The sequence below is a fragment of the Enterobacter sp. ku-bf2 genome, from assembly GCF_001742765.1.
In the GTDB taxonomy this organism is placed as follows: Bacteria; Pseudomonadota; Gammaproteobacteria; order Enterobacterales; family Enterobacteriaceae; genus Enterobacter; species Enterobacter quasiroggenkampii.
The window spans coordinates 61,119-88,042 of sequence record NZ_MDVW01000023.1; the positions used below are offsets into that span (position 1 = coordinate 61,119).

At 58.1% G+C, this 26,924-nt stretch carries 23 protein-coding genes; 17 read left to right on the forward strand and 6 right to left on the reverse strand.

Going from position 1 to position 26,924, the window contains the following annotated elements; genetic code table 11:
- Positions 1 to 125 precede the first annotated feature (125 nt).
- The 7 genes from arnB to arnF are packed head-to-tail and all read left to right on the forward strand — an operon-like array spanning position 126 to position 7,516.
- A complete protein-coding gene (gene arnB, locus BFG58_RS21685; RefSeq protein WP_048027756.1) occupies positions 126 to 1,265 on the forward strand; it encodes a UDP-4-amino-4-deoxy-L-arabinose aminotransferase in 1,140 nt (379 codons plus the stop codon).
- Position 1,266: 1 nt separating this feature from the next.
- Entirely contained in the window at positions 1,267 to 2,250 is a 984-nt protein-coding gene (arnC, locus tag BFG58_RS21690) for an undecaprenyl-phosphate 4-deoxy-4-formamido-L-arabinose transferase (RefSeq protein WP_048027754.1), read from the forward strand.
- Complete coding sequence (gene arnA, locus BFG58_RS21695; RefSeq protein WP_069720555.1) at positions 2,247 to 4,229, forward strand: bifunctional UDP-4-amino-4-deoxy-L-arabinose formyltransferase/UDP-glucuronic acid oxidase ArnA; 1,983 nt, start codon at positions 2,247 to 2,249, stop codon at positions 4,227 to 4,229. Before arnC ends, arnA begins: the two co-directional genes overlap by 4 nt.
- On the forward strand, positions 4,226 to 5,128 hold the full coding sequence (gene arnD, locus BFG58_RS21700; RefSeq protein WP_048226324.1) for a 4-deoxy-4-formamido-L-arabinose-phosphoundecaprenol deformylase: 903 nt from the start codon (positions 4,226 to 4,228) through the stop codon (positions 5,126 to 5,128). The genes arnA and arnD overlap by 4 nt, the downstream gene beginning before the upstream one ends.
- Positions 5,125 to 6,780 carry a lipid IV(A) 4-amino-4-deoxy-L-arabinosyltransferase gene (gene arnT / locus BFG58_RS21705; RefSeq protein ID WP_069720556.1) on the forward strand — a complete coding sequence of 552 codons (1,656 nt, stop codon included), beginning with the start codon at positions 5,125 to 5,127 and terminating at the stop codon, positions 6,778 to 6,780. The genes arnD and arnT overlap by 4 nt, the downstream gene beginning before the upstream one ends.
- Positions 6,780 to 7,115 carry a 4-amino-4-deoxy-L-arabinose-phosphoundecaprenol flippase subunit ArnE gene (arnE, locus tag BFG58_RS21710; protein WP_045909037.1) on the forward strand — a complete coding sequence of 112 codons (336 nt, stop codon included), beginning with the start codon at positions 6,780 to 6,782 and terminating at the stop codon, positions 7,113 to 7,115. The genes arnT and arnE overlap by 1 nt, the downstream gene beginning before the upstream one ends.
- Positions 7,112 to 7,516, forward strand: coding sequence for a 4-amino-4-deoxy-L-arabinose-phosphoundecaprenol flippase subunit ArnF (arnF, locus tag BFG58_RS21715; protein WP_069720557.1), 405 nt, complete (start codon positions 7,112 to 7,114; stop codon positions 7,514 to 7,516). The genes arnE and arnF overlap by 4 nt, the downstream gene beginning before the upstream one ends.
- Here arnF and acpT read toward each other — a convergent pair.
- Positions 7,449 to 8,069: a 4'-phosphopantetheinyl transferase AcpT gene (gene acpT / locus BFG58_RS21720; RefSeq protein ID WP_069720558.1), complete on the reverse strand. Its 621-nt coding sequence runs from the start codon at positions 8,067 to 8,069 to the stop codon at positions 7,449 to 7,451. The two genes, arnF and acpT, sit on opposite strands and share 68 nt — an antisense overlap.
- Positions 8,070 to 8,173: 104 nt before the next feature.
- The gene (locus BFG58_RS21725) at positions 8,174 to 9,223 is read right to left on the reverse strand and encodes an AI-2E family transporter (RefSeq protein ID WP_045909021.1); all 1,050 of its coding nucleotides are present in this window, start codon (positions 9,221 to 9,223) and stop codon (positions 8,174 to 8,176) included.
- Positions 9,224 to 9,368: 145 nt separating this feature from the next.
- Between BFG58_RS21725 and BFG58_RS21730 the strand changes: the two genes are divergently transcribed.
- The gene (locus BFG58_RS21730; RefSeq protein WP_069720559.1) at positions 9,369 to 10,586 is read left to right on the forward strand and encodes an MFS transporter; all 1,218 of its coding nucleotides are present in this window, start codon (positions 9,369 to 9,371) and stop codon (positions 10,584 to 10,586) included.
- A gap of 4 nt (positions 10,587 to 10,590) precedes the next feature.
- Here BFG58_RS21730 and BFG58_RS21735 read toward each other — a convergent pair whose 3' ends face one another.
- Together BFG58_RS21735 and BFG58_RS21740 are read right to left on the reverse strand one after the other, a co-directional pair.
- Positions 10,591 to 11,148 carry a DcrB family lipoprotein gene (locus tag BFG58_RS21735; RefSeq protein ID WP_008503073.1) on the reverse strand — a complete coding sequence of 186 codons (558 nt, stop codon included), beginning with the start codon at positions 11,146 to 11,148 and terminating at the stop codon, positions 10,591 to 10,593.
- Positions 11,149 to 11,220: 72 nt separating this feature from the next.
- Entirely contained in the window at positions 11,221 to 11,886 is a 666-nt protein-coding gene (locus BFG58_RS21740; RefSeq protein WP_069720560.1) for a 7-cyano-7-deazaguanine/7-aminomethyl-7-deazaguanine transporter, read from the reverse strand.
- Between the two features lie 167 nt (positions 11,887 to 12,053).
- On the opposite strand from BFG58_RS21740, the gene tusA reads away from it, so the two are divergent.
- Entirely contained in the window at positions 12,054 to 12,296 is a 243-nt protein-coding gene (gene tusA, locus BFG58_RS21745; RefSeq protein WP_008503071.1) for a sulfurtransferase TusA, read from the forward strand.
- A 140-nt stretch (positions 12,297 to 12,436) separates the two neighbouring features.
- Here tusA and yhgN read toward each other — a convergent pair whose 3' ends face one another.
- Entirely contained in the window at positions 12,437 to 13,030 is a 594-nt protein-coding gene (gene yhgN / locus BFG58_RS21750; RefSeq protein ID WP_003861574.1) for an NAAT family transporter YhgN, read from the reverse strand.
- 177 nt (positions 13,031 to 13,207) lie between these two features.
- On the opposite strand from yhgN, the gene asd reads away from it, so the two are divergent.
- From asd to glgP, 6 genes are all read left to right on the forward strand, one after another.
- Entirely contained in the window at positions 13,208 to 14,311 is a 1,104-nt protein-coding gene (gene asd / locus BFG58_RS21760) for an aspartate-semialdehyde dehydrogenase (protein WP_008503069.1), read from the forward strand.
- Positions 14,312 to 14,560: 249 nt separating this feature from the next.
- Positions 14,561 to 16,747, forward strand: coding sequence for a 1,4-alpha-glucan branching enzyme (glgB, locus tag BFG58_RS21765; RefSeq protein ID WP_032623089.1), 2,187 nt, complete (start codon positions 14,561 to 14,563; stop codon positions 16,745 to 16,747).
- Positions 16,744 to 18,717, forward strand: a complete 1,974-nt coding sequence (glgX, locus tag BFG58_RS21770) for a glycogen debranching protein GlgX (RefSeq protein ID WP_069720561.1) — start codon at positions 16,744 to 16,746, stop codon at positions 18,715 to 18,717. Before glgB ends, glgX begins: the two co-directional genes overlap by 4 nt.
- Positions 18,718 to 18,734: 17 nt before the next feature.
- Positions 18,735 to 20,030, forward strand: coding sequence for a glucose-1-phosphate adenylyltransferase (gene glgC, locus BFG58_RS21775; RefSeq protein ID WP_008503066.1), 1,296 nt, complete (start codon positions 18,735 to 18,737; stop codon positions 20,028 to 20,030).
- Positions 20,030 to 21,463, forward strand: coding sequence for a glycogen synthase GlgA (gene glgA, locus BFG58_RS21780; protein ID WP_008503065.1), 1,434 nt, complete (start codon positions 20,030 to 20,032; stop codon positions 21,461 to 21,463). The genes glgC and glgA overlap by 1 nt, the downstream gene beginning before the upstream one ends.
- Before the next feature lie 18 nt (positions 21,464 to 21,481).
- Positions 21,482 to 23,929 carry a glycogen phosphorylase gene (gene glgP, locus BFG58_RS21785; RefSeq protein ID WP_025910282.1) on the forward strand — a complete coding sequence of 816 codons (2,448 nt, stop codon included), beginning with the start codon at positions 21,482 to 21,484 and terminating at the stop codon, positions 23,927 to 23,929.
- Between the two features lie 85 nt (positions 23,930 to 24,014).
- Here glgP and glpD read toward each other — a convergent pair whose 3' ends face one another.
- Positions 24,015 to 25,523 (reverse strand): glycerol-3-phosphate dehydrogenase, encoded by a 1,509-nt coding sequence (glpD, locus tag BFG58_RS21790; RefSeq protein WP_069720562.1) that lies wholly within the window; start codon positions 25,521 to 25,523, stop codon positions 24,015 to 24,017.
- Between the two features lie 188 nt (positions 25,524 to 25,711).
- Between glpD and glpE the strand changes: the two genes are divergently transcribed.
- Positions 25,712 to 26,044 (forward strand): thiosulfate sulfurtransferase GlpE, encoded by a 333-nt coding sequence (glpE, locus tag BFG58_RS21800; protein ID WP_008503062.1) that lies wholly within the window; start codon positions 25,712 to 25,714, stop codon positions 26,042 to 26,044.
- 47 nt (positions 26,045 to 26,091) lie between these two features.
- Entirely contained in the window at positions 26,092 to 26,922 is an 831-nt protein-coding gene (gene glpG / locus BFG58_RS21805; protein ID WP_028015659.1) for a rhomboid family intramembrane serine protease GlpG, read from the forward strand.
- Positions 26,923 to 26,924 lie beyond the last annotated feature (2 nt).

A 26,924-nucleotide genomic window follows, 5' to 3' on the forward strand; every position in this document is an offset into this window, starting at 1 on the left:
AACTGTTATAGCGACTTAATTTTATTTGGTCTTTATTTAATAACCATCTTGCATGATTCCATTGAGCTGCCCATAACGACAGCGCAGTAAAAGATGACGCCTTTAATACAGCAAGGAAATTAATAATGAGTGATTTTCTGCCTTTTTCGCGACCGTCGATGGGCGCTGAGGAAATTGCGGCGCTTCAGGACGTTTTGATGTCGGGCTGGATCACCACGGGGCCTAAGAATCAGGAACTTGAAGAGGCATTCTGTCAACTTACCGGGAATCAGCATGCGATTGCCGTCTGTTCCGCCACCGCGGGCATGCACGTTACGCTGATGGCGCTGGATATTGGCCCGGGCGATGAAGTCATTACCCCTTCCCAGACCTGGGTGTCCACGCTGAATATGATCGTATTGCTGGGCGCCACGCCAGTCATGATTGATGTGGATAAAGACACATTAATGGTGACGCCAGAAGCCGTTGAAGCCGCCATTACCCCGCGCACTAAAGCCATTATTCCCGTTCACTATGCCGGCGCGCCGTGTGAAATCGACGCTATCCATGCCATCGGTGAACGTCACGGTATTCCGGTGATTGAAGATGCGGCCCATGCCGCCGGAACGTACTACAAAAACCGTCACGTGGGCTGGAAAGGGACGGCAATTTTCTCGTTCCACGCCATTAAAAACATGACCTGCGCGGAAGGCGGCCTGGTGGTCACCGATAACGCGCAGCTGGCACAGCGGATCCGCAGTCTGAAATTCCATGGCCTGGGCGTAGACGCCTATGATCGCCAGACGCATGGCCGCGCGCCGCAGGCGGAAGTGATCGCGCCGGGCTATAAATACAACCTGGCGGACATCAACGCCGCGCTGGCGCTGGTGCAGTTAGGCAAACTGAAAGAGGCCAACAAACGCCGCCAGGAAATCGCTGAACGCTACCTGCGGGAGCTTGCCGATACGCCGTTCCAGCCGCTCACTATTCCGTCATGGCCGCACGTGCACGCCTGGCACCTGTTTATTATTCGCGTTGATGAAGCGCGCTGCGGGATCTCACGCGACAACCTGATGGCGGCGCTGAAAGAGAAAGGCATCGGTACCGGCCTCCATTTCCGCGCGGCCCACACGCAAAAATACTACCGCGAGCGTTTTCCTGATGTATCGCTCCCGAATTCTGAATGGAATAGCGCGCGTATTTGTTCTCTCCCTCTTTTCCCGGACATGACTCATGACGACACAACCCGCGTCATTACCGCACTCCATCAGCTTGCAGGACATTGATATGTTCAGTGCACCGCCTGTACAAAAAGTATCCGTGGTAATCCCGGTTTATAACGAGCAGGAGAGCCTGCCCGAACTGATCCGCCGTACAACGGCCGCCTGTGACACGATGGGCAAGGCCTACGAAATTCTGCTGGTGGATGATGGCAGTAGCGATAATTCCGCGCTGATGCTGACCGAAGCCGCGCAGGTTGAAGGCAGCCACATCGTAGCCGTGCTGCTCAACCGTAACTACGGCCAGCACTCGGCGATTATGGCGGGGTTTAGCCACGTCACGGGCGATCTGATCATCACCCTGGACGCGGACCTGCAAAACCCGCCGGAAGAGATCCCGCGCCTGGTGGCCAAAGCCGACGAAGGCTATGACGTGGTCGGCACGGTCCGTCAGAACCGTCAGGACAGCCTGTTCCGTAAGCTGGCCTCGCGTACCATCAACCGTCTGATCCAGCGCACGACCGGTAAAGCGATGGGCGATTACGGCTGCATGCTGCGCGCCTACCGCCGCCATATTGTCGACGCCATGCTGCATTGCCACGAGCGCAGCACCTTCATTCCGATTCTGGCGAATACCTTTGCCCGTAAGGCAACGGAAATCCCGGTTCTGCACGCCGAGCGCGAGCACGGGGAATCGAAGTACAGCTTTATGCGTCTCATCAACCTGATGTATGACCTCATCACCTGCCTGACCACCACGCCGCTGCGTCTGCTGAGCGTGTTCGGCAGCATTATTGCGCTGGCGGGCTTTGCGATTTCTGTCCTGCTGGTGGTACTGCGCCTGGTCTTTGGCCCGCAGTGGGCGGCGGAAGGGGTCTTTATGCTCTTTGCCGTGCTGTTTATGTTCATCGGCGCCCAGTTTGTCGGGATGGGTCTCCTCGGTGAATACATTGGCCGTATCTATAACGATGTTCGCGCGCGTCCGCGCTACTTTATTCAACGTGTTGTCCGTCAGGAACACAAAGCATCTCAAGAGGAAATTCACCCATGAAAGCTGTTGTATTTGCCTATCACGATATGGGGTGCACGGGCACGCTGGCCCTGCTGGAAGCGGGCTATGACATTGCGGCAATCTTTACCCATCCGGACACGGCTGGAGAAAACAACTTTTTCGGCTCCGTAGCGCGTATCGCCGCCGAGCGCGGTATCCCGGTTTATGCGCCGGACGACGTTAACCACCCGCTGTGGGTGGATCGCATCCGCGCGCTCGCGCCTGACGTGATCTTCTCGTTCTACTATCGCAACCTGCTCTCTGACGAGATCTTAGGCCTGGCCGCGAAAGGCGCCTTTAATCTTCACGGTTCGCTGCTGCCTGCCTACCGTGGCCGCGCCCCGCTGAACTGGGTGCTGGTGAACGGTGAAACGGAAACGGGCGTGACGCTGCACCGCATGGTGCGCCGTGCGGATGCGGGCGCCATCGTGGCACAGCAGAAGGTCGCTATTGATGCGGACGATACCGCGCTTCAGCTGCATCAGAAGCTGAACGCGACGGCACAGACGCTGCTGCGTGATGCCCTTCCTGCCATCCTCAACGGCACCTTCAGCGAGACCGCGCAGGACGAGAGCAAGGCAAGCAGCTTTGGTCGCCGCGCGCCGGAAGATGGTCGTCTGGACTGGAACAAACCGGCCCGCCAGCTGCACAACCTGGTGCGCGCCGTAACCGATCCGTGGCCGGGCGCCTACAGCTTTGCGGGCGTAAGCAAATTCATCGTCTGGAAATCCCGCGTGCGTGACGACATTCCGGCGGCAAAACCGGGCACCGTCGTCTCCGTCTCCCCGCTGATTGTGAGCTGCGGCGAGCAGGCGCTGGAGATCGTTACCGGACAAACCGACAACGGCCTGTACGTTCAGGGCACACAGCTGGCGCAGTCGCTGGGCCTGGTGGCCGGGGCGCTGATCACCAGCGCACCGGTTGTTGCCATCAAACGCCGCACCCGCGTTCTGATCCTCGGCGTGAACGGTTTTATCGGTAACCACCTGACCGAACGTCTGCTTAAGGACGATAACTACGAGATTTACGGTCTGGATATTGGCGCGGACGCGATCAGCCGCTTCCTCGACAACCCGCGCTTCCACTTCGTGGAAGGGGACATCAGCATCCATTCCGAGTGGATTGAATACCACATTAAAAAATGCGACGTGGTGCTGCCGCTGGTCGCTATTGCCACGCCAATCGAGTACACCCGTAACCCGCTGCGCGTGTTCGAGCTGGACTTCGAAGAGAACCTGAAGATCATCCGCGACTGCGTGAAATACGATAAGCGCATCATCTTCCCGTCCACCTCTGAAGTGTACGGCATGTGTACCGATAAGAACTTCGATGAAGACACTTCCAACCTGGTGGTCGGGCCGATCAACAAACAGCGCTGGATTTACTCCGTCTCCAAACAGCTGCTGGACCGCGTGATTTGGGCCTACGGCGAGAAAGAGGGTCTGCGCTTTACCCTGTTCCGTCCGTTCAACTGGATGGGGCCACGTCTGGACAACCTGAACGCGGCGCGTATCGGCAGCTCCCGTGCAATCACCCAGCTGATCCTGAACCTGGTGGAAGGCTCGCCAATTAAGCTTATCGAAGGCGGTAAACAGAAACGCTGCTTTACGGATATCAGCGACGGTATCGAAGCGCTGTTCCGCATCATCGAAAACAAAGATAACCGCTGCAACGGTGAAATCATCAACATCGGCAACCCGGACAACGAAGCGAGCATTCGCGAGCTGGCCGAGATGCTGCTGGCCAGCTTTGAGCGTCATCCGCTGCGCGATAAATTCCCGCCGTTTGCCGGCTTCCGCGAAGTGGAAAGCAGCAGCTACTACGGTAAAGGGTATCAGGACGTTGAGCACCGTAAGCCAAGCATTCGCAATGCGAAGCGCTGCCTGAACTGGACGCCGACCGTGAAGATGGAACAGACCATTGATGAAACGCTTGATTTCTTCCTGCGCACCGTGGAGCTGTCGGAACAGGTCTCATGAAAAAAGTCGGTTTACGCATTGATGTCGACACCTTCAGGGGAACGCGTGACGGCGTACCCAAACTGCTGGAACTGCTGAGCAAACACGGTGTGCGCTCCAGCATTTTCTTCAGCGTGGGGCCTGACAACATGGGACGCCATTTATGGCGTCTGGTTAAACCGGCATTTCTGTACAAAATGCTGCGCTCGCGCGCAGCATCCCTCTACGGCTGGGATATTTTGCTGGCCGGCACCGCCTGGCCCGGCAGACGCATCGGCGCGGGTAATGAAGCGGTTATCCGCGAGGCGGCGCAGCATCATGAGGTGGGTCTGCACGCCTGGGATCACCATGCCTGGCAAGCCTGGGCGGGCGTCTGGGATATCCCGCGCCTGTCCCGTGAGGTCGAGCGTGGGATGCTGGAGCTGGAGGCCATTATCGGTCAGCCCGTGCGCTGCTCCGCCGTGGCGGGATGGCGTGCGGATCAGCGCGTCGTGAAGGCCAAAGAGGCCTTCGCGTTTCGCTACAACAGCGATTGCCGCGGAACCGGGCCCTTTTTGCCGCTGTTGGGCGAAAATCGCTACGGTACGGTGCAAATTCCGGTAACGCTTCCCACCTGGGATGAAGTGGTCGGACGCGAGGTAAAGGCGGATGAGTTCAATCGCTACATTCTGGACCGCATTCATCGTGACGCCGGTACGCCGGTGTATACCATCCATGCCGAAGTGGAAGGGATTGCGTATCAGCATGATTTCGATGAACTGCTGACCATGGCCGCTCAGGAGGGCATCGAATTCTGCCCGTTGAGCGAGCTGCTGCCAGACGACCTCAGCACCCTGCCCGTGGGCAAAGTTGTCCGTAATGAACTGGCTGGCCGGGAAGGCTGGCTTGGTTATCAACAAACCGTGAGTCCGGTCCCATGAAAACAGCCCGTTATGGCTTAGCGCTTCTCGCACTGTTTATCGTTTACTACCTCATTCCGGTCGATATCCGCCTGCTTTGGCAGCCTGATGAAACGCGCTATGCGGAAATCAGCCGCGAAATGCTGGCCTCCGGAGATTGGGTTGTCCCGCATTTTCTGGGGCTGCGTTACTTTGAAAAGCCAATTGCCGGCTACTGGGTCAACAGCATCGGGCAGATGCTGTTCGGGCACACGAACCTCGCCGTGCGCGCCGGGTCCATCTTCTCCACCGGTTTAGCCGCGCTGCTGGTTATCTGGATGGCCTGGCGTCTCTGGCGGGATAAGCGGACAGCCATTTTCTCCGGCCTGATCTTCCTGACCCTGTTCCTGGTGTATGGCATCGGTACGTATGCGGTGCTGGATCCCATCATCACCCTGTGGCTGGTGGCGGCGATGTGCAGCTTCTGGCTGGCGTCACAGGCCCAAACCGTTGCCGGAAAAGCGGGCGGCTATGTGCTGCTTGGGCTGGCCTGCGGGATGGGGGTGATGACCAAAGGCTTTCTGGCGCTGGCGGTACCGGTGATTGGCGTGCTGCCGTGGGTGATCGCCCAGAAGCGCTGGAAAGAGGTGCTGATTTTTGGCTGGCTCGCGATCCTGAGCTGCGTGCTGATTGTTCTGCCATGGGGGCTGGCCATTGCGCAGCGTGAGCCTGACTTCTGGCGTTACTTCTTCTGGGTAGAGCATATTCAGCGTTTCGCCCAGAGCGACGCGCAGCACAAAGCCCCGTTCTGGTACTACATACCGTTCCTGATTGCGGGTAGCCTGCCGTGGCTGGCACTGCTGCCCGGCGCGTTTCGTCTCGGCTGGAATGACCGACAAAACGCGGGTGGCGGGTTCTATCTGCTGGGATGGGTGGTGATGCCGCTGCTGTTCTTCAGCATCGCCAAAGGCAAGTTGCCGACCTACATCCTGCCGTGCTTTGCCCCGCTGGCGATCCTGATGGCACGCTATGCCTGCCTCGCGGCGGAGAAAGGCGCCAGAGCGTTGCGCATTAACGGCGGGATTAACCTGGCGTTTGGCGTTATCGGCGTGGTGGCGGCGCTGGTGGTCTCCCCGTGGGGACTGTCTAAGCATCCGGTCTGGACCTCGGTCGAACTGTATAAAGTGTTCTGCGCGGTGGTCGCGTTCCTCATCTGGGCCGCGGTAGGCTGGTTTACGTTCAGGCAGAGTCAGCAGCGCTGGTGGCTGGCGGCGTTCTGCCCTGCGGGCCTGGCGCTGCTGATTGGTTTTGCCATTCCTAACCTGGTGGTGGATTCCAAACAGCCGCAGTCGCTGGTCGACACCGTGCGCGAGCCGCTTCAGGACAGCCGTTACGTGCTGGCCAATAACGTGGGCGTGGCCGCTGGCCTGGCGTGGGAGCTGAAGCGCAATGACATCACGCTGTATGGTCAGAGTGGCGAACTGCGCTACGGGCTGGATTATCCTGATGTGAAAGATCGTTTTGTCGGTAAAGATGACTTCGCGCAGTGGCTGGCAGAGCACCGTCAGCAGGGACGCGTATCGCTGGTAATCCTGCTGTCAAAACGCGATGACCTTTCGCGGGCTAATCTGCCAGAACCGGACAGCCTGTATATCCAGGGCCGTCTGGCCTACCTGCAGTATCTGCCGAAGTGATGACCTGGATCTGGCTGATACTGGCAAGCCTGCTCAGCTGTGCAGGACAGCTGTGCCAGAAACAGGCTACCCGTCCGGCGAAAGCCGGGCGGCGTGGCGTGCATATCGCGCTGTGGCTGGGCCTGGCTCTGCTGGCGCTGGGCAGCGGGATGCTGGTCTGGCTGGTGGTGCTGCAGCGCCTGCCTGTCGGCATTGCCTACCCTATGCTGAGCCTTAATTTTGTCTGGGTGACGCTGGCGGCGAAGGTATTCTGGCGTGAAACCGTCGCGTCACATCACTGGCTGGGGGTAGGGTTGATCATCATTGGGATTGTTATCCTGGGAGGAAGCCTGTGAAAGGGGCGTTCTGGGCCTTATGCAGCGTGCTGTTAGTCAGCGCCGCGCAGCTGTTGCTGCGCAATGCGATGCAGGCATTGCCGCCGGTCAGCGATGTTCTGGCGCTTATTTCCGCGCTGTGGCACTTCTCATCCGGCACGGCGGCGCTGCTGCTGGGGTTGATGGGGTATGTGGCCTCGATGGGCTGCTGGTATCTGGCGCTGCATCGCATGGCGCTCAGCAAAGCGTATGCCTTGCTGAGTCTTAGCTATATCCTGGTGTGGGGCGCTGCGATCCTGCTGCCGGGCTGGGAAGAACATTTCTCCTGGCACGGGCTGGTGGGGGTCGGGTTTATTATTCTGGGTGTGTTGACGATTTTTCGGCCAGCACGTCGTCAGCAGAATAAATCAGCCCGGCCCTGAGCTCAAAGGGCGTCGCGGTACAGACTGCAAGACTCAGCGAGTCTATCCGGCAGTGGCTAACTGAGTGAAATGCGCGGGCGGTACTGTCAATGCTAACCATTTGCCAGGCGTGACCGCCGCTCTGTTTAACGATCGCTTCTTTCCGCGTCCAGATGCGCCAGAACGCCGTAAGCTGGCTCTCTGGCGTTTCCTTTTCCAGCTCTTCATGCTCGGCGCCGCTGAAGACGGCATTGGCGAGCGTGTGCCAGTTATCCTGCGGGCGAATACGTTCCAGTGAACAGCCCACGTTACCTTCGTCACTGATAATTAACGCAATGTCATCATCCGCGTGGCTAAGGCTGAACCACAGCGGATAGTCGCCGGCAAAAAGGGGTTTCCCCTGTTCGTTGTGGATAATCTCCGGCAGTGACTTCGGGGCCAGCAGACGCGAAAGCAACCCGCGACCCGCCAGCCAGCGCGCACGCTGGGCGCCTTCGGGCGCGTGTCGGGAGAGTGCTTCAGCCCAGCGATTGGTGCTCAGCGAGGAGATTTTTCCCAGAAAAACCTGGTACATATAACGTCTGGCCTTCAGTCAAAACAGAGAGAGTCGCAAAGTTGCGCGGCGAAACCATTACTATAATCTATTGTCCCCGGTAATGGCTAACCAGACGAGAGTGCTTACCCAGGCAACCGGCTTTTTGGCCTCCCCGGCCCGAGCAGGATCGCCAGCTTGCTGCCGCCTTTAGTGGTTTCCATCCAGATCTTACATACGCTGGTCAGGGGGACCGACAGCAGCATGCCGACCGGGCCCAGCAGCCATCCCCAAATCAGTAAGGATAAAAATACGACCAGCGTCGACATGCCCAGCCGGTGCCCCATCATGCGCGGCTCGAGAATATTGCCCAGCACCATATGCACCACGAGGAACAGCGCGCCAACCAGCATGCATTCGTAAAAACCGTTAAACAGAAACGCCTGAATCATCGGCGGCACGGCGGAAAGCACCGCGCCAATATTGGGCACGTAGTTGAGCAGAAACGCCAGTACGCCCCACATCAGCGCGAACTGCACGTCCATCAGCATCAGCCCCAGCCAGACAATCACCCCGGTCCAGACGCTCAGCAGCGTTTTCAGCGCCAGATATTTAGAGACGCCCTTCAGCGCCCGGTGTAATCCGGCAATGTGAATTTGGGGATTATTCAACGCAAAGCGCAGTTTATAGGGGACGTGGCGGACTTCAAACAGCATAAACACCACCGTCATGACCAGCAGCAGAATGCTGGCCATCGCGCCGGAAAGCCCCGTCATCAGCGTGGTGGCGTAGGTCATGACCTTCTCGGAATCCATCCTGCGCAGCATCCGTTCAGGTGAGATATGTAAATTTAGGAAGGGCACCATCTCCTGCAGCGCCACAATCTTACGCGTCAGCTCTTTGTTGTACTGCGGCAGCATGGTGGAGAATTCGCTCAGCGATGCCGCCAGCACGCCGAAGAGCGCCGTCAGGGCAATCAGCATCACGATGACGACAATGGTGATGGCGACCGGACGGCTGACGCCCCGGCGAAGAAACCAGGTGACCAGAGGATTAAGCACAATGGCAAAAAAGAGCGCCAGCAGGAGCTGGACAATAATGTCAGCGGCAGCATGGATACCCGCAAGGATAACCACCAGACAGGCGAGCTTTAATAAGATGTGGAGTCCTGCTTTGTCGGACGGGTTAGCGATCATGCGTGTTCCTTAAAATGATGACCCGGTAAGTGTAGTGCCCGGGCGTCGCTTCGTCTGGCACCGTTAATCTGAAAGTCGGTGCTGATTTTCTTATTGGGGCGTGGTAATAGTGAAACACTGTTGTAAAAAATCCAGGTAGAACCTCATGCCCGAACCTGCCGCTGAAACGGCACTGAGCGGACTGCGCCTCAATCTGCGCATCGTTTCCGTTGTTATTTTCAACTTTGCCAGCTATCTCACCATCGGCCTGCCGCTGGCGGTCCTGCCGGGCTATGTCCATGACGTGATGGGCTTCAGTGCCTTCTGGGCGGGGCTGGTGATTAGCCTGCAGTATTTCGCGACACTCCTGAGCCGACCGCATGCCGGTCGCTACGCGGACACGTTCGGTCCAAAAAGCATCGTGGTGGTGGGATTGTGCGGCTGCTTCCTCAGCGGCCTGAGCTACCTGCTGGCTGCCACAACCAGCCACTGGCCGCTGGTCAGCCTGGCGCTCCTCTGCCTGGGCCGCGTCATCCTCGGCATCGGGCAAAGCCTGGCGGGAACCGGCTCGACGCTGTGGGGCGTGGGGGTTGTCGGTGCGCCGCACATTGGCCGGGTGATCTCCTGGAACGGGATTGTCACCTACGGTGCGATGGCGCTCGGTGCGCCGCTCGGCGTGGCCTGCTATGCGTTTGGCGGGCTGTATGGGCTGGCCGTCACCATCATGGCGGTCGCGCTGCTGGCGATTCTGTTTGCGCTGCCGCGCCCGAAAGTGAAGGCCAGCAAGGGCAAGCCGCTGCCGTTTCGGGCGGTGCTGGGGCGCGTCTGGCCGTACGGCATGGCCCTGGCGCTGGCGACCACCGGCTTCGGTGTGATCGCGACCTTCATTACCCTGTTCTATGACGCCAAAGGCTGGGACGGCGCGGCCTTTGCGTTAACCCTGTTCAGCTGTGCGTTTGTTGGCACGCGCCTGCTTTTCCCTAACGGCATCAACCGTCTGGGTGGGCTGAACGTGGCGATGATCTGCTTTGCGATAGAAATTGTCGGGCTGCTGCTGACCGGAATAGCGATGGTGCCCTGGGTCGCGAAAGTGGGCGTCTTCCTCGCGGGAGCCGGTTTTTCACTGGTCTTCCCGGCGCTGGGCGTGGTGGCGGTTAAAGCCGTGCCGCCGCAGAATCAGGGCGCCGCGCTGGCGACCTATACGGTGTTTATGGATATGTCGTTAGGCATTACCGGCCCGCTGGCGGGGCTGGTGATGGCCTGGGCAGGCGTGCCGGTGATCTATCTTGCCGCAGCGGGTCTGGTGATCGTGGCCTTGCTTCTGACGTGGCGGCTAAAAAAATGGCCCCCGGTGCAGGCACCGGAGGCCACGTCATCATCGTGAAACGTTACTGGATCACGATGGTGTTAATGATGTTTTCAGCAGCCGTCTGCGCTTTCTGCTGATCTTCCGCTGGCAGGGTGATCTGCAGGGTCAGGAGTTTGTTATCGACCTTGCCCAGCACGACAGAGGAGTACGCGGTCTGGCCTTTCGCAGAGATGATGCTGTCCAGCTGCTGCAGCTTATGGCCTTTCAGCTCGATGGATTTATTGGTCACGACCTGCAGCTGCGGGTCGCGGCCGCGCTGCTGATCTTCCAGACGTTTGGACAGGACGGCCAGATCTTCGCTGGTGTCGTCGCCCACAATCACAATGACCGCTTTCTGCCCGGTTGCGTCGGAGTAAACGTGCATGTTGTTCGCCTGAGTGCCCAGCTTGCCGCTCTGGTCAGTCATATCGGCTGGCAGAGAGAAGCTGAGTTTGCCATCCATCAGATTCACCGGCTGGCCGGTCGCATTGCTTTCTGCGGATGCGCCCTGAGCAGGCGTTTTCGTGTCGCTGTTATCACAGGCTGCAAGACCCACAACCAGCAGGCCAATCCCGACATATTTAACCAGATTGCGCATTGACTTCTTCCTTTCGATAAACGGCCATAACGGCTCATTCGTTCATCTTATCACAACTGATAAAGCGAACCCTTAACCTGCCTGCAATGCCGTGATTTCAGATTTATCTGCCAGCCTTTTCAGCAGCATATTCAGCAGCACGCCGTACATGGGCAGGAAGAAGACAATGCTGATGAGCACCTTAAAGCAGTAGTCCACCAGCGCGATTTCCATCCAGTGTTCGGCCATAAACGCATCCGGGCTACGCCAGAAGGCGATGAAGAAAAAGGCCAGCGTATCGCTCACGTTACCGAACAGCGTGGAGGCGGTGGGGGCCATCCACCAGCGATGATTCTGACGCAGGCGGTTAAACACGTGCACGTCGAGAATCTGCCCTAGTGCGTAGGCCATAAAGCTTGCTGCGGCGATACGGGCGACAAACAGGTTGAAGTGGGTAAACGCCTCAAAACCCTGCCAGCTTCCCATATAAAACAGAGACGAAACCCCGTACGAGATGAACAGCGCCGGGAGCATGACCGCAAAAATAATGCGGCGAGCCAGCGGTGCGCCAAAGATACGCACGGTCAGATCGGTGGCGAGGAAAATAAACGGGAAACTGAACGCGCCCCAGGTGGTATGGAAACCAAAGATGGAGATCGGGAGCTGCACCAGATAGTTGCTGGAGGTGATCACCAGCAAATGGAAAAGCGAAAGCCAGAACAACGCTTTTACGCGCTGAGATTCAGAAAACTGCGTCATATTGTGACCTTTTTATACGTTGGGGTGAGGGAACCCAATAAAAACCGCAGCATGATACTGCTTTGGCAGGACATTGCAATGGTTAGTTTTTACGCAATCGTTAACCTGGTTTGCATTGATCGCAACCGGGCGTAAACTACAGCCGTTTTTACCTGACCGAGAAGATCATGACCGACCTGTTTTCCAGCCCAGACCACACCCTTGATGCCCAGGGCCTTCGCTGCCCGGAACCGGTAATGATGGTACGTAAAACCGTGCGCAACATGCAGACCGGTGAAACGCTGCTGATCATCGCCGACGACCCGGCCACGACCCGCGACATTCCCGGTTTTTGTACCTTTATGGAGCATGAGCTGGTGGCACAGCAGACTGAGGCGCTGCCGTACCGGTATTTGATTCGTAAGGGGTAAGTTTTGTAGGCCGGGTAAGGCGAAGCCGCCACCCGGCGAATATGTTTCCTCTGCGGCCTGATGCCCTCACCCCGGCCCTCTCCCACGGGGAGAGGGAGCAAACACTAAAAATGGCCACGTAGTGGCCATTTTGCTTTTACCTAGCCCTTCATCCACGCCCGGATCCCGTCCAGGAACATCTGCGTTGCCATCATGACCAGAATCAGCCCCATCAGGCGTTCCAGCGCGTTTACCCCTTTTTCGCCCAGCAGGCGCAGGAACAGGGACGACTGCAGCAGGATAATGAACGTTCCGCCCCAGGCAATCAGCAGGGCAATCACCAGATGGCTCATCTGATTCGGATACTGATGCGACAGCAGCATCAGCGTGGCCAGAATGGTCGGGCCCGCGACGAGGGGGATCGCCAGCGGCACAATAAATGGCTCTTCACCCGCAGGCAGGCCGCTGCTGCTGCCTTCCGCGCTCGGGAAAATCATCTTAATGGCAATCAGGAACAGAATAATCCCGCCGGAAATCGACACGGTTTCGGCACGCAGGTTCAGGAATGCGAGAATTTTTTCACCCGCAAACAGGAAGATAAACATCACCAGCAGGGCGATGAGCAGCTCGCGGATCATGATCGCCCGGCGTCGCTTCGGCTCGGTGTGTTTTAGCACCGACATGAAGATGGGCAGGTTGCCCAGGGGATCCATAATCAGGATCAATAAAACCGCGGCGGAAATGATTTCACTCATGTAAATTATCCCTGAAACTCTCTAAGGTTATTATGATAATTAGCTGTATTTCTGATTGCCGGGCAATCATCGATTAATTTCGCTTGCGACTTTGGCAGCATTTTGTAATGTGAAGCATATCCCAGTTCAATACTGGCTTGCACAATCAGCACACACCCTCAGCAGGAAAAAAATGCTATGAAAAACGTTGGTTTTATCGGCTGGCGCGGTATGGTCGGCTCTGTACTCATGCAACGCATGGTTGAAGAGCGCGATTTCGACGCTATCCGCCCTGTCTTCTTCTCCACTTCTCAGCTCGGCCAGGCTGCTCCGTCCTTTGGTGGTACCACAGGCACGTTGCAGGATGCTTACGATCTGGAAGCGCTGAAGGCGCTCGACATTATTGTGACCTGCCAGGGCGGCGATTATACCAACGAAATCTATCCAAAGCTGCGTGAAAGCGGCTGGCAGGGCTACTGGATTGACGCGGCCTCGTCGCTGCGCATGAAAGACGATGCCATCATCATTCTCGACCCGGTTAACCAGGGCGTGATCACCGATGGCCTGAACAACGGCGTGAAAACTTTTGTTGGCGGTAACTGCACCGTCAGCCTGATGCTGATGTCCCTCGGCGGCCTGTTCGCGCAGGATCTGGTGGAGTGGGTCTCCGTGGCGACCTACCAGGCGGCGTCCGGCGGCGGTGCGCGTCACATGCGCGAGCTGCTGACCCAGATGGGCCAACTGCACCAGAGCGTTGCGACCGAGCTGGCAAACCCGGCATCCGCTATTCTGGATATCGAGCGTAAAGTGACCCAACTGACCCGCAGCGGCGAGCTGCCGGTGGATAACTTTGGCGTACCGCTGGCCGGTGGCCTGATCCCGTGGATCGACAAGCAACTGGATAATGGCCAGACCCGTGAAGAGTGGAAAGGCCAGGCTGAGACCAACAAAATCCTCAATACCGCGAACACCATTCCGGTTGACGGTCTCTGCGTACGTATCGGCGCACTGCGCTGCCACAGCCAGGCCTTCACCATTAAACTGAAAAAAGATGTGTCTATTCCGACCGTGGAAGAGCTGCTGGCCGCGCACAACCCGTGGGCGAAAGTGGTACCAAACGATCGCGATATCACTATGCGCGAGCTGACCCCGGCAGCGGTGACCGGCACGCTGATCACGCCGGTTGGCCGTCTGCGTAAGCTGAATATGGGGCCGGAGTATCTCTCCGCGTTCACCGTCGGTGACCAGCTCCTGTGGGGCGCCGCCGAGCCGCTGCGCCGCATGCTGCGCCAGCTGGCGTAATAATTTGTTAAATACCAGGGGTGATTTTCACCCCTTTTTTTTGCGTACTACATGGAGTAACACGCGTATGTCTTATTTTTTATCAGGAGTCATCTAGAGCGTTGGCTATGCTTTAAGGAAGAGTCATTTCTTACCTGAGGTTCGAGCGGAGCAGAATGGATGCACATTTTTGTGCTGTCCCGTTCAGGTCACATTAAAAGTCGTCCCGGAGCGCTTAAAAAGGACGACATAAAAAACAGGATGAATACCATGTCCGATCGTGTGGATAGAGACGTGATTAATGCGCTTATTGCGGGTCATTTCGCTGACCCCTTTTCTGTGCTTGGGATGCACCGTACTGAGGCCGGTCTGGAAGTTCGGGCACTGTTACCGGATGCCACAGAAGTCTGGGTGATTGAACCCAAAACCGGCCGCAAGGTCGGTAACCTGGAATGCCTCGATTCCCGTGGCTTCTTCTCGGGCGTGATGCCCCGTCGTAAAAATCCTTTTCGCTATCAGCTCGCCGTTCTCTGGCACGGTCAGCAAAACCTGATTGACGATCCCTACAGCTTTGGCCCTCTGCTTAAAGAGATGGATGCCTGGCTGCTCTCCGAAGGGACGCATCTTCGCCCTTATGAAACGCTGGGTGCCCATGCCGATACCATGGACGGCATTACCGGCACGCGGTTCTCCGTGTGGGCGCCCAATGCCCAGCGCGTCTCCGTTGTCGGACAGTTCAACTACTGGGATGGCCGTCGCCACCCGATGCGCCTGCGTCGAGAAACCGGCATCTGGGAGCTGTTTATCCCCGGGGCGCACCACGGGCAGCTTTATAAATTCGAGATGATTGACGCCCACGGCAAGCTGCGCATTAAAGCCGACCCGTATGCCTTCGAAGCGCAGATGCGCCCGGATACCGCATCGCTGATTTGCGGCCTGCCGGAGAAGGTTATCCAGTCGGAGGAGCGTAAACAGGCTAACCGCTTTGATGCGCCGATCTCCGTTTATGAAGTCCATCTCGGCTCATGGCGTCGCCACACCGATAACAACTTCTGGCTCAGCTACCGGGAGCTTGCCGACCAGCTGGTCCCGTACGCCAAATGGATGGGCTTTACCCACCTGGAGCTGCTGCCGGTCAACGAGCACCCGTTCGACGGCAGCTGGGGCTATCAGCCCACCGGGCTGTATGCGCCGACCCGCCGCTTCGGCACCCGCGACGACTTCCGCTATTTCATTGATGCCGCGCACGCCGCCGGGCTGAACGTCATCCTCGACTGGGTGCCGGGCCATTTCCCGGCGGATGATTTCGCGCTGGCAGAGTTTGACGGTACGAAGCTGTACGAGCACAGCGATCCGCGCGAAGGCTATCACCAGGACTGGAACACGCTGATCTACAACTACGGTCGCCGTGAGGTCTCAAACTACCTGGTCGGGAATGCCCTGTACTGGATCGAGCGGTTTGGCATCGATGCCCTGCGCGTGGATGCGGTGGCGTCGATGATCTACCGCGACTACAGCCGCAAAGAGGGGGAGTGGATCCCGAACGAGTTTGGCGGCCGCGAAAACCTGGAAGCGATTGAATTCCTGCGTAATACCAACCGCATTATCGGCGAGCAGGTGGACGGTGCCGTGACCATGGCGGAAGAGTCCACCGACTTTGCGGGCGTCTCCCGTCCGCCGTCATTGGGCGGCCTGGGGTTCTGGTATAAGTGGAACCTGGGCTGGATGCACGACACGCTCGACTACATGAAGCTGGATCCGGTTCACCGTAAGTATCATCACGATAAGCTGACGTTCGGGATGCTCTACAACTACACCGAAAACTTCATGCTGCCGCTGTCGCACGATGAGGTGGTACACGGTAAAAAATCGATTCTCGACCGCATGCCGGGCGACGCATGGCAGAAGTTTGCCAACCTGCGCGCCTATTACGGCTGGATGTTTGCCTTCCCGGGCAAGAAACTGCTGTTCATGGGCAATGAGTTCGCCCAGGGGCGCGAGTGGAACCACGACGCCAGCCTCGACTGGCATCTGCTGGAAGGCGGCGACAACTGGCACCACGGGGTGCAGCGTCTGGTGCGCGATCTGAACCTGACCTATCGCCACCACAAAGCGCTGCACGAGCTCGACTTCGATCCGTACGGCTTTGAATGGCTGGTGGTGGACGACCATGAGCGCTCGGTGTTTGTCTTTGTGCGTCGTGACAAGGCGGGTAACGAGATCATCGTCGCCAGCAACTTCACCCCGGTGCCGCGTGAACACTACCGCTTCGGCATTAACCAGCCGGGCAAATGGCGTGAAATTCTGAATACCGACTCGATGCACTACCACGGCAGCAACGCCGGTAACGGCGGGCTGGTACAGAGCGACGCCATTGAAAGCCACGGGCGACCCAACTCCCTGAGCCTGACGCTGCCGCCGCTTGGCACCATCTGGCTGATGCGGGAGGGCGAATGACGCAGCTTACGGCAGGTAAACCCGAACCGCTCGGGGCGCATTTTGACGGAAAGGGGGTCAATTTCACCCTCTTTTCCGCTCACGCCGAGCGGGTAGAACTGTGCGTGTTTGACGGGGAAGGTAACGAGCACCGTTACGATTTACCCGCGCGCACGGGGGATACCTGGCACGGCTACCTGTCCGGCGGGCGGCCCGGCATGCACTACGGCTTTCGCGTTCACGGTCCGTGGGATCCCGCGCAGGGGCACTGGTTTAACCCGGCGAAGCTGTTGATTGATCCGTGCGCGCACCGCGTGGACGGCGAATTTAAAGATGACCCGCTCTTCCACGTGGGCTACGGCGAGCCTGACCACCGCGACAGCGCGCCCGTCGCGCCAAAAAGCGTGGTGGTGAACGATCTTTATGACTGGGAAGACGATGCCCCGCCGCACACGCCGTGGGGCAATACGGTTATTTATGAAGCCCACGTCAAAGGGCTGACCTACCTGCATCCGTCGATCCCCAAAGAGATGCGCGGCACCTACAAGGCGCTCGGGCATCCCACCATGATCGCCTACCTGAAACACCTCGGCATCACCGCTCTGGAACTGCTCCCCGTCGCCCATTTTGCCAGCGAGCCGCGCCTGCAGCGGCTGGGGCTAAGCAACTACTGGGGCTACAACCCGCTGGCGATGTTCGCGCTCGAACCGCGCTATGCCGTCCATCCGGAAAAGGCGCGGGACGAGTTCCGCGATGCGGTGAAGGCGCTCCACGCGGCGGGCATTGAGGTCATTCTGGACGTAGTGCTGAACCACAGCGCAGAAAGCGATCTCGACGGCCCGACGCTCTCCATGCGCGGAATTGATAACCGTAGCTATTATTGGATCAGGCAGGATGGCGATTACGAGAACTGGACCGGCTGCGGCAACACGCTCAATCTCAGCCATCCGGCGGTCACGCATTTTGCGTATGAATGCCTGAAATACTGGGTAGAGACGTACCACGTCGACGGTTTTCGTTTCGACCTGGCGCCGGTGATGGGGCGCACGCCAGCGTTCAGCCAGCAGGCGCCGCTGTTTGAGGCGATAAAAAACTGCCCGGTGCTCTCGCAGGTGAAGCTCATTGCCGAGCCGTGGGACATCGGTGAAGGCGGTTATCAGGTCGGGAATTTCCCGCCGCTGTTTGCCGAGTGGAACGACCACTACCGCGACGCCGTGCGCCGCTTCTGGCTGGAGCGGAACCTGTCGCTGGGGGAATTTGCCGGGCGCTTTGCCGCGTCGAGCGATCTCTTTAAGCGCGACGGCAAACGCCCGTCGGCCACCGTCAATCTGTTGACGGCGCACGACGGTTTTACGCTCAGGGACTGCGTTTGTTTCAATCAGAAACACAATGAGGCGAACGGCGAAGAGAATCGCGATGGCACTAACAATAACCATAGCTTCAATCATGGTATAGAAGGGTTAGGCGGAAGTCTGGATGTGATAGAGCGGCGACGCGCCAGCGTTCATGCGCTGCTGACAACGCTTTTACTGTCGCAGGGCACGCCGATGCTGCTGGCAGGCGATGAGCATGGTCATAGCCAGCACGGTAACAACAACGCCTATTGCCAGGACAACACCTTAACCTGGCTTGACTGGGGGGAAGCCAACAGTGGGCTGATTCATTTTACCGCTGCGCTGATCCATCTTCGCCAGCAGATCCCCGCGCTGACCGCCAACAGCTGGTGGGAAGAGGGTGACGGCAACGTTCGCTGGCTGAATAAAGACGCGCAACCGTTAAGCGCGCAAGAGTGGCAACACGGCGTACCACGCCTGCAAATCCTGCTGTCGGATAAATGGCTGGTCACGCTGAACGCGACGGATGACGTCGCAGAGATTGTTTTACCTGACGGGGAGTGGCGAGCCGTTCCCCCCTTTGCCGGAGCGGATAATCCGGTAGTAATGGCTGTCTGGCACGGGCCTGCGCACGGAGTGTGCGTATTCCAAAGATGATAAAAAAGGAGTTAGTCATGGTTAGATTAGAGAAGAACGATCCCTTAATGTTGGCACGCCAGCTACCATTAAAAACGGTTGCCCTGATACTTGCGGGCGGGCGTGGTACCCGTCTGAAAGATTTGACCATCAAGCGCGCCAAACCGGCTGTTCACTTTGGTGGTAAGTTCCGTATCATCGACTTTGCGCTCTCCAACTGCCTGAACTCGGGCATTCGCCGCATCGGCGTCATTACGCAGTATCAGTCGCATACGCTGGTTCAGCATATCCAGCGCGGCTGGTCTTTTTTCAGCGAAGAGATGAACGAGTTTGTCGATCTCCTTCCTGCGCAGCAACGCGTCCACGGCGAGAACTGGTATCGCGGGACAGCGGATGCGGTGACCCAGAACCTCGACATCATTCGTCGCTACAACGCGGAATACATCGTGATCCTCGCCGGGGACCACATCTACAAGCAAGATTACTCCCACATGCTGATCGACCACGTCGAAAAAGGGGCGCGCTGCACCGTGGCGTGTCTGCCTGTGCCCGTTGCTGAAGCGACGGCGTTTGGCGTCATGCACGTGGATGCGGACGACAAAATTATCGACTTCGTTGAAAAACCGGCGAACCCGCCAACCATGCCGGGCGATGACACCAAATCACTCGCCAGCATGGGGATCTATGTCTTTGACGCAGATTATCTTTATGAGCTGCTGGAAGAAGACGACAAAGACGAAAACTCCAGCCACGACTTCGGTAAAGACATCATTCCGAAAATCACGAAAGCTGGCATGGCGTATGCACATCCTTTCCCGCTGTCCTGCGTGCAGTCCGACCCAAATGCGGAACCCTACTGGCGCGATGTGGGCACGCTGGAAGCGTACTGGAAAGCGAACCTCGATCTGGCATCGGTCACGCCTGAACTGGATATGTACGACCAGAACTGGCCGATTCGTACCCATATGGAGTCGCTGCCGCCGGCCAAGTTCGTCCAGGACCGCTCCGGCAGCCACGGGATGACGCTGAACTCGCTGGTGTCCGGCGGGTGCATTATCTCCGGTTCGGTCGTGGTGCAGTCGGTGCTGTTCCCGCGCGTGCGGATAAATTCATTCTGTAATATCGATTCGGCAGTCTTGTTGCCGGATGTCTGGGTAGGGCGCTCGTGTCGTCTGCGTCGTTGCGTGATCGACCGTGCCTGCGTCATCCCTGAAGGGATGGTTATTGGGGAGAATGCGGAAGAAGACGCGCGTCGTTTCTACCGTTCGGAAGAGGGGATCGTGTTAGTCACACGGGAAATGTTGCGGAAGCTGCAGATCAAACAGGAGCGATGATGCAGGTTTTACACGTATGTTCTGAGATGTTCCCGTTATTAAAAACGGGCGGACTGGCAGATGTGCTTGGCGCATTACCGGCGGCGCAAATCGCCGGAGGCGTGGATACCCGAGTCCTGCTGCCCGCCTTTCCGGATATCCGGCGCGGTATACCCGATGCGAAAGTGGTGACCCGCCGTGAAACGTTTGCCGGACGCATTACCCTGCTGTTTGGACATTACAATGGCGTAGGGATTTACCTGATCGACGCGCCGCACTTATACGATCGCCCGGGCAGCCCGTATCACGATACGAACCTGTTCGCCTATACCGACAACGTGCTGCGCTTTGCGCTGCTCGGCTGGGTCGGCGCCGAAATGGCGACGGGGCTGGATCCGTTCTGGCGTCCGGACGTGGTGCACGCGCACGACTGGCACGCCGGGCTTGCCCCGGCGTATCTCGCCGCGCGCGGCCACCCGGCGAAATCGGTCTTTACCGTGCATAACCTGGCGTATCAGGGGATGTACTACGCCCATCACATGAATGACATCGATCTGCCATGGTCGTTCTTTAACATGCACGGTCTGGAGTTTAACGGGCAGATCTCGTTCCTGAAGGCGGGGCTGTACTACGCCGATCACATCACGGCGGTGAGCCCAACCTACGCGCGTGAGATCACCCAGCCGGCGTTTGGCTACGGCATGGAAGGGTTGCTGCAGCAGCGCCATCGCGAAGGCCGCCTGTCGGGCATCCTGAACGGCGTGGATGAACAAATCTGGAGCCCGGAAACCGATCTCCTGCTGGCGGCGCGCTACGGTCGTGATTCCGTGGAGGACAAAGCGGAGAACAAACGCCAGCTGCAGATTGCGATGGGCCTGAAGGTGAACGACAAAGTGCCGCTGTTCGCCGTCGTGAGCCGCCTGACCAGCCAGAAAGGGCTGGATCTGGTGCTGGAGGCGCTGCCCGGTTTACTGGAGCAGGGGGGACAGCTGGCGCTGCTCGGCGCGGGCGACCCGGTGCTGCAGGAAGGCTTCCTTGCCGCCGCCGCGGAACATCCGGGGCAGGTAGGCGTACAGATTGGCTACCACGAAGCGTTCTCGCACCGCATCATGGGTGGCGCGGATGTCATTCTGGTGCCAAGCCGTTTCGAACCCTGCGGCCTGACGCAGCTGTACGGCCTGAAATACGGCACCCTGCCGCTGGTACGCCGCACGGGCGGACTGGCGGATACCGTATCCGACAGCTCTCTGGAAAACCTGGCGGACGGTATCGCCAGCGGATTTGTCTTTGAGGACAGTAATGCCTGGTCGCTGCTTCGGGCGATTCGGCGTGCTTTCGTCTTGTGGTCCCGTCCATCGCTGTGGCGTTACGTACAACGTCAGGCGATGTCCATGGACTTTAGCTGGCATGTCGCGGCGCAGTCATACCGCGATCTCTATCAACGCTTGATGTAACGAGGCGAAGTTACTGATATGAACGCTCCATTTAGCTACTCTTCACCCACGCTCAGCGTTGAGGCGTTAAAGCACTCCATCGCCTACAAGCTGATGTTCACCATCGGGAAAGATCCGGTTATTGCCAACAAGCACGAGTGGCTGAACGCCACCCTGTTTGCCGTACGTGACCGCTTAGTTGAACGCTGGCTGCGCTCAAACCGCGCCCAGCTCTCGCAGGAGACGCGTCAGGTTTACTACCTGTCGATGGAATTTTTGATTGGCCGCACGCTGTCCAATGCGCTGTTGTCGCTTGGTATTTATGACGACGTCAAAACCGCACTGGAAGAGATGGGGTTAGATTTAGAAGAACTGATCGACGAAGAGAACGACCCGGGCCTCGGTAACGGCGGTCTGGGACGTCTCGCCGCCTGCTTCCTCGACTCGCTGGCGACGCTGGCGCTGCCGGGCCGCGGCTACGGTATTCGCTACGATTACGGCATGTTCAAGCAGAACATCGTCGACGGGCGTCAGAAAGAGTCCCCGGACTATTGGCTGGAGTACGGCAACCCGTGGGAGTTTAAGCGCCACAACACGCGCTACAAGGTGCGCTTTGGCGGACGTATTCAGCAGGAAGGGAAGAAATCCCGCTGGGTGGAAACGGAAGAGATCCTGGCCGTGGCCTACGACCAGATTATCCCCGGCTACGACACCGACGCCACCAACACGCTGCGCCTGTGGAGTGCCCAGGCCAGTAGCGAAATTAACCTCGGTAAATTTAACCAGGGTGACTACTTCGCGGCGGTGGAGGATAAAAACCACTCCGAGAACGTGTCCCGCGTGCTGTACCCGGATGACTCGACCTACTCGGGCCGCGAGCTGCGCCTGCGTCAGGAGTACTTCCTTGTTTCGGCGACCATTCAGGACATCCTTAGCCGTCACCATCAGCTGCACAAAACCTACGCCAACCTGGCGGAGAAAACCGCGATCCACCTTAATGACACCCACCCGGTGCTCTCTATTCCGGAGCTGATGCGTCTGCTGATCGATGAGCATAAGTTCAGCTGGGATGACGCCTTTGAGGTGACCTGCCAGGTGTTCTCATACACCAACCACACGCTGATGAGCGAAGCGCTGGAGACGTGGCCGGTGGACATGCTCGGCAAAATCCTGCCGCGCCATCTGCAGATTATCTTTGAGATTAACGACTACTTCCTCAAGACGCTGCAGGAGCAGTATCCGAACGATACCGGCCTGCTGAGCCGCGCGTCCATCATTGATGAGTCGAACGGTCGTCGCGTGCGCATGGCCTGGCTGGCGGTTGTCATCAGCCACAAGGTCAACGGCGTGTCCGAGCTCCACTCGAACCTGATGGTGCAGTCGCTGTTTGCGGATTTCGCGAAGATCTTCCCGACGCGGTTCTGCAACGTGACCAACGGCGTCACCCCGCGCCGCTGGCTGGCGCTGGCCAACCAGCCGCTCTCTGAGGTACTGGACGAGAATATTGGCCGCACCTGGCGTACCGATTTGAGCCAGTTGAGCGAGCTGGAACAGCATATTGATTTCCCGACGGTGAACAAAGCCGTGCGCGAAGCCAAGCTGCTGAACAAAAAACGTCTGGCGGTCTGGCTGGCGATGCACCTCAACGTGGTGGCAAACCCGAAAGCGCTGTTCGACGTTCAGATCAAACGCATCCATGAATACAAGCGTCAGCTGATGAACGTGCTGCACGTGATCACCCATTACAACCGCATCAAGGCCGATCCGACGGCCGAATGGGTGCCGCGCGTGAAGATCTTCGCCGGTAAGGCGGCGTCGGCCTACTACATGGCGAAGCACATTATTCATCTCATCAACGACGTGGCGAAGGTGGTTAACCAGGATCCGGACATTGGCGACAAGCTGAAGGTGGTGTTCATTCCGAACTACAGCGTCAGCCTGGCGCAGCTGATCATCCCGGCGGCGGATCTCTCTGAACAGATTTCCACGGCGGGGACGGAGGCATCCGGCACCAGTAACATGAAGTTTGCCCTCAACGGCGCGCTGACCATCGGCACGCTGGACGGGGCGAACGTCGAGATGCTGGAGCACGTGGGCGAAGACAATATCTTTATCTTCGGTAATACGACGGAAGAGGTGGAGGCGCTGCGCAGGAAAGGCTACTCGCCGCGTCAATATTACGAAGAGGATGAAGAGTTGCGTCAGGTGCTGACGCAGATCGCGACCGGCGTGTTTAGCCCTGATGAACCGAGCCGCTACCGCGATCTGGTGGATTCGCTGATTAACTTTGGCGATCACTACCAGGTGCTGGCGGATTACCGTAGCTACGTGGACTGTCAGGACAAGGTGGACGAGCTGTATCGCCAGCCGGAGAAGTGGACCAGCGCCGCGATGTACAACATCGCCAATATGGGCTATTTCTCGTCAGACAGGACCATCAAGGAGTATGCCGAGACGATCTGGCATATTGATCCGGTGAGGTTGTAAAACCAAGCCCGGTGGCGCTGCGCTTACCGGGCCTACGGGATCGAGTAGGCCGGGTAAGGCGGAGCCGCCACCCGGCTTTTTTCAATTAAGACGCCAGCGACAGCTCACGCTTTCCCGCATGTTGCAGCAACCACTGCGCCACGCGAGACTGCTGTTCGGCGTTGAGCCACATCCCTTCTTTGGTACGGCGCCAGATAGCATCATCCAGACGACGCACCCACTCGTGCTCAACCAGGTAACGCAGCTCGGCTTCGTACAGCTCGTGGCCGAAATGTTCGCCCAGATCCGTAATGTCCTTCGCATCGCCCAGGAACAGCTCGGTATTGCTGCCGTAGGTGCGGGCATAGTGGCGCGCCATCCCTTCGGTGATGAACGGGAAGCGACGGCGCAGCTTCGCGGCGTAATCATCGCGGTTATCGCCGATATCACCGCCGGGCAGTACCGCGCCCTTGGTCCATGCCGGGCCAATGCCTTTGTAGTACGGCGCCAGTTTTTCCAGCGCGTGCTCGGCCAGCTTGCGGTAGGTGGTGAGCTTGCCGCCAAACACGGACAGCAGCGGCGCCTGACCGTCAACGTCGTGAATATCGAGCGTATAGTCGCGGGTGATGGCCTGCGGTGAGTCAGATTCGTCATCGCACAGCGGACGCACGCCGGAGTAGGTCCAGACCACGTCGTCGCGCGACAGCTGTTTCTTAAAGTGCGCGTTGTACACTTTGAGCAGGTAGTTCACTTCGCTCTCGTCGATCTCGACGTTCTTCGGATCGCCTTTGTACTCCACGTCGGTGGTGCCGATGATCGAGAATTCGTCCATCCACGGGATCACAAACACGATGCGCTTGTCTTCGTTCTGCAGAATGTACGCCTGCTTCTGGGTATGTACGCGCGGCACCACAATGTGGCTGCCTTTGATCAGGCGGATGCCGTACGGGGAAGGCAGATGCATGCCCTCGTCAAAGAACTGTTTCACCCACGGGCCGGTGGCGTTCACCAGGCCGCGCGTTTTCCAGCTGAATTTCTCGCCGGTATCGATATCTTCCGCCTCGACAATCCACAGGCCGTTTTCACGACGGGCAGAGGTCGCGCGGGTGCGGGTTTTCACCTCGCCGCCTTTCTTCTCAACCATCTGCGCGTTCGCCAGCACCAGGCGGGCATCGTCCACCCAGCAGTCGGAATATTCGAATCCGCGCACGATTTCAGGCTTAAGGACCGATTCTGAGCCAAAACGCAAACCTTTCGAACCCGGGAGGCTGGTGCGTTTACCCAGATGATCGTACATAAACAGACCAATTCGGATCATCCACGCCGGACGCAGATGCGGGCGATGGGGCAGGCGGAAGCGCATCGGAATCGCCAGATGCGGGGCCATTTTCAGCAGCACTTCACGTTCGGCCAGCGCTTCACTGACCAGGCGGAATTCGTAGTGTTCCAGGTAGCGCAGGCCACCGTGAATCAGTTTGGAGCTGGCGGACGACGTCGCGCAGGCGAGATCGTTAGCTTCCAGCATCAGTACGGATAAACCGCGTCCTGCGGCATCGACCGCAATACCGGCACCGTTGATGCCACCGCCTATCACAATCAGATCTTTGGTTTCCATAACACCCTCATGCACTTTCGTTAAAGCTCAGAAATGTTCGATATCGCTCATAATAGCAAAGGAACGCGCTTTTGGTAACATCAAAAAAACAATTTAGAGTGATATGGATAACATAATGGCGTTTACCCGCCGCCAGGACGTACACTACGGGGTAAAATCTTGTCGTTGACCACTGTAAAGAGAACACCATGGATCAGTTTGAATGTATTAACGTAGAAGAAGCCCACCAGAAGATGCACCAGGGAAAAGCGGTGCTGGTGGACATCCGCGATCCGCAGAGTTTTGCGATGGGCCATACGCCGGGCGCGTTCCATCTCACCAACGACACGCTGGGCGCGTTTATGCGCGATAACGACTTCGACACGCCGGTGATGGTCATGTGCTATCACGGCAACAGCAGCAAAGGCGCGGCGCAGTACCTGCTTCAGCAGGGTTACGACGCGGTTTACAGCGTCGACGGCGGTTTCGATGCCTGGCATCGTCATTTCCCGGCGGAAGTGGAATACGCTTTTGAGCGCTGATCCCGCTATACTGTCTCCTTTTGTGTGGAAATAAGCGACCGCTGCCCATGTTGATGATCACCTCTTTTACCAACCCGCGCGTCGCCCAGGCGTTTGTCGACTATATGGCGACGCAGGGCGTTATTCTGACTATTCAGCAACATACGCAGACCGACGTCTGGCTGGCCGATGAGAGCCAGGCCGGGCGGGTAAACGAGGAGCTGGCGCGTTTTCTTGAGAACCCTGGCGACCCGCGCTATCTGGCGGCCAGCTGGCAATCCGGCCAGACCGGCAGCGGATTGCACTACAGCCGCTTTCCCTTCCTCGCCACCATTCGCGAGCGCGCGGGCCCGTTTACGCTGCTGCTGATGGCGGCCTGCATCATTGTCTTCATTATCATGAACGTGGTCGGCGACCAGAGCGTGATGATTGCCCTGGCGTGGCCTTATGACCCGTCTCTTGAGTTTGACGTCTGGCGCTACTTTAGCCACGCGCTGATGCACTTCTCGGTGATGCATATCCTCTTTAACCTGCTCTGGTGGTGGTATCTCGGCGGTGCCGTTGAAAAGCGTCTGGGCAGCGGCAAGCTGATCGTTATCACCATCATCAGCGCCCTTTTAAGCGGCTACGTGCAGCACAAGTTCAGCGGGCCGTGGTTCGGCGGGCTGTCGGGTGTCGTGTATGCCCTGATGGGCTACGTCTGGCTTCGCGGGGAGCGCGACCCGGAAAGTGGCATCTATCTGCAACGCGGATTAATAACCTTTGCGTTAATATGGCTAATTGCCGGATGGTTTGATCTGTTTGGTATGTCTATCGCCAACGGCGCGCACGTCGCCGGGCTGGCCGTGGGGCTGGCGATGGCCTTTGCCGACACGCTCCATGCGCGAAAACGAACATAATT

Bases quoted from the DNA above. Each gene is read 5' to 3' on its own strand.
- arnT (WP_069720556.1), top strand. From the start codon at position 5,125: ATGAAAACAGCCCGTTATGGCTTAGCGCTTCTCGCACTGTTTATCGTT.
- glgC (WP_008503066.1), top strand. From the start codon at position 18,735: ATGGTTAGATTAGAGAAGAACGATCCCTTAATGTTGGCACGCCAGCTA.
- glpG (WP_028015659.1), top strand. From the start codon at position 26,092: ATGTTGATGATCACCTCTTTTACCAACCCGCGCGTCGCCCAGGCGTTT.
- tusA (WP_008503071.1), top strand. From the start codon at position 12,054: ATGACCGACCTGTTTTCCAGCCCAGACCACACCCTTGATGCCCAGGGC.
- BFG58_RS21740 (WP_069720560.1), bottom strand. From the start codon at position 11,886: ATGACGCAGTTTTCTGAATCTCAGCGCGTAAAAGCGTTGTTCTGGCTT.
- arnD (WP_048226324.1), top strand. From the start codon at position 4,226: ATGAAAAAAGTCGGTTTACGCATTGATGTCGACACCTTCAGGGGAACG.
- BFG58_RS21730 (WP_069720559.1), top strand. From the start codon at position 9,369: ATGCCCGAACCTGCCGCTGAAACGGCACTGAGCGGACTGCGCCTCAAT.
- glpE (WP_008503062.1), top strand. From the start codon at position 25,712: ATGGATCAGTTTGAATGTATTAACGTAGAAGAAGCCCACCAGAAGATG.
- asd (WP_008503069.1), top strand. From the start codon at position 13,208: ATGAAAAACGTTGGTTTTATCGGCTGGCGCGGTATGGTCGGCTCTGTA.
- arnA (WP_069720555.1), top strand. From the start codon at position 2,247: ATGAAAGCTGTTGTATTTGCCTATCACGATATGGGGTGCACGGGCACG.
- glgA (WP_008503065.1), top strand. From the start codon at position 20,030: ATGCAGGTTTTACACGTATGTTCTGAGATGTTCCCGTTATTAAAAACG.
- arnC (WP_048027754.1), top strand. From the start codon at position 1,267: ATGTTCAGTGCACCGCCTGTACAAAAAGTATCCGTGGTAATCCCGGTT.
- BFG58_RS21725 (WP_045909021.1), bottom strand. From the start codon at position 9,223: ATGATCGCTAACCCGTCCGACAAAGCAGGACTCCACATCTTATTAAAG.
- glgP (WP_025910282.1), top strand. From the start codon at position 21,482: ATGAACGCTCCATTTAGCTACTCTTCACCCACGCTCAGCGTTGAGGCG.
- acpT (WP_069720558.1), bottom strand. From the start codon at position 8,069: ATGTACCAGGTTTTTCTGGGAAAAATCTCCTCGCTGAGCACCAATCGC.
- arnE (WP_045909037.1), top strand. From the start codon at position 6,780: ATGACCTGGATCTGGCTGATACTGGCAAGCCTGCTCAGCTGTGCAGGA.
- glgX (WP_069720561.1), top strand. From the start codon at position 16,744: ATGACGCAGCTTACGGCAGGTAAACCCGAACCGCTCGGGGCGCATTTT.
- glpD (WP_069720562.1), bottom strand. From the start codon at position 25,523: ATGGAAACCAAAGATCTGATTGTGATAGGCGGTGGCATCAACGGTGCC.
- yhgN (WP_003861574.1), bottom strand. From the start codon at position 13,030: ATGAGTGAAATCATTTCCGCCGCGGTTTTATTGATCCTGATTATGGAT.
- BFG58_RS21735 (WP_008503073.1), bottom strand. From the start codon at position 11,148: ATGCGCAATCTGGTTAAATATGTCGGGATTGGCCTGCTGGTTGTGGGT.
- glgB (WP_032623089.1), top strand. From the start codon at position 14,561: ATGTCCGATCGTGTGGATAGAGACGTGATTAATGCGCTTATTGCGGGT.
- arnB (WP_048027756.1), top strand. From the start codon at position 126: ATGAGTGATTTTCTGCCTTTTTCGCGACCGTCGATGGGCGCTGAGGAA.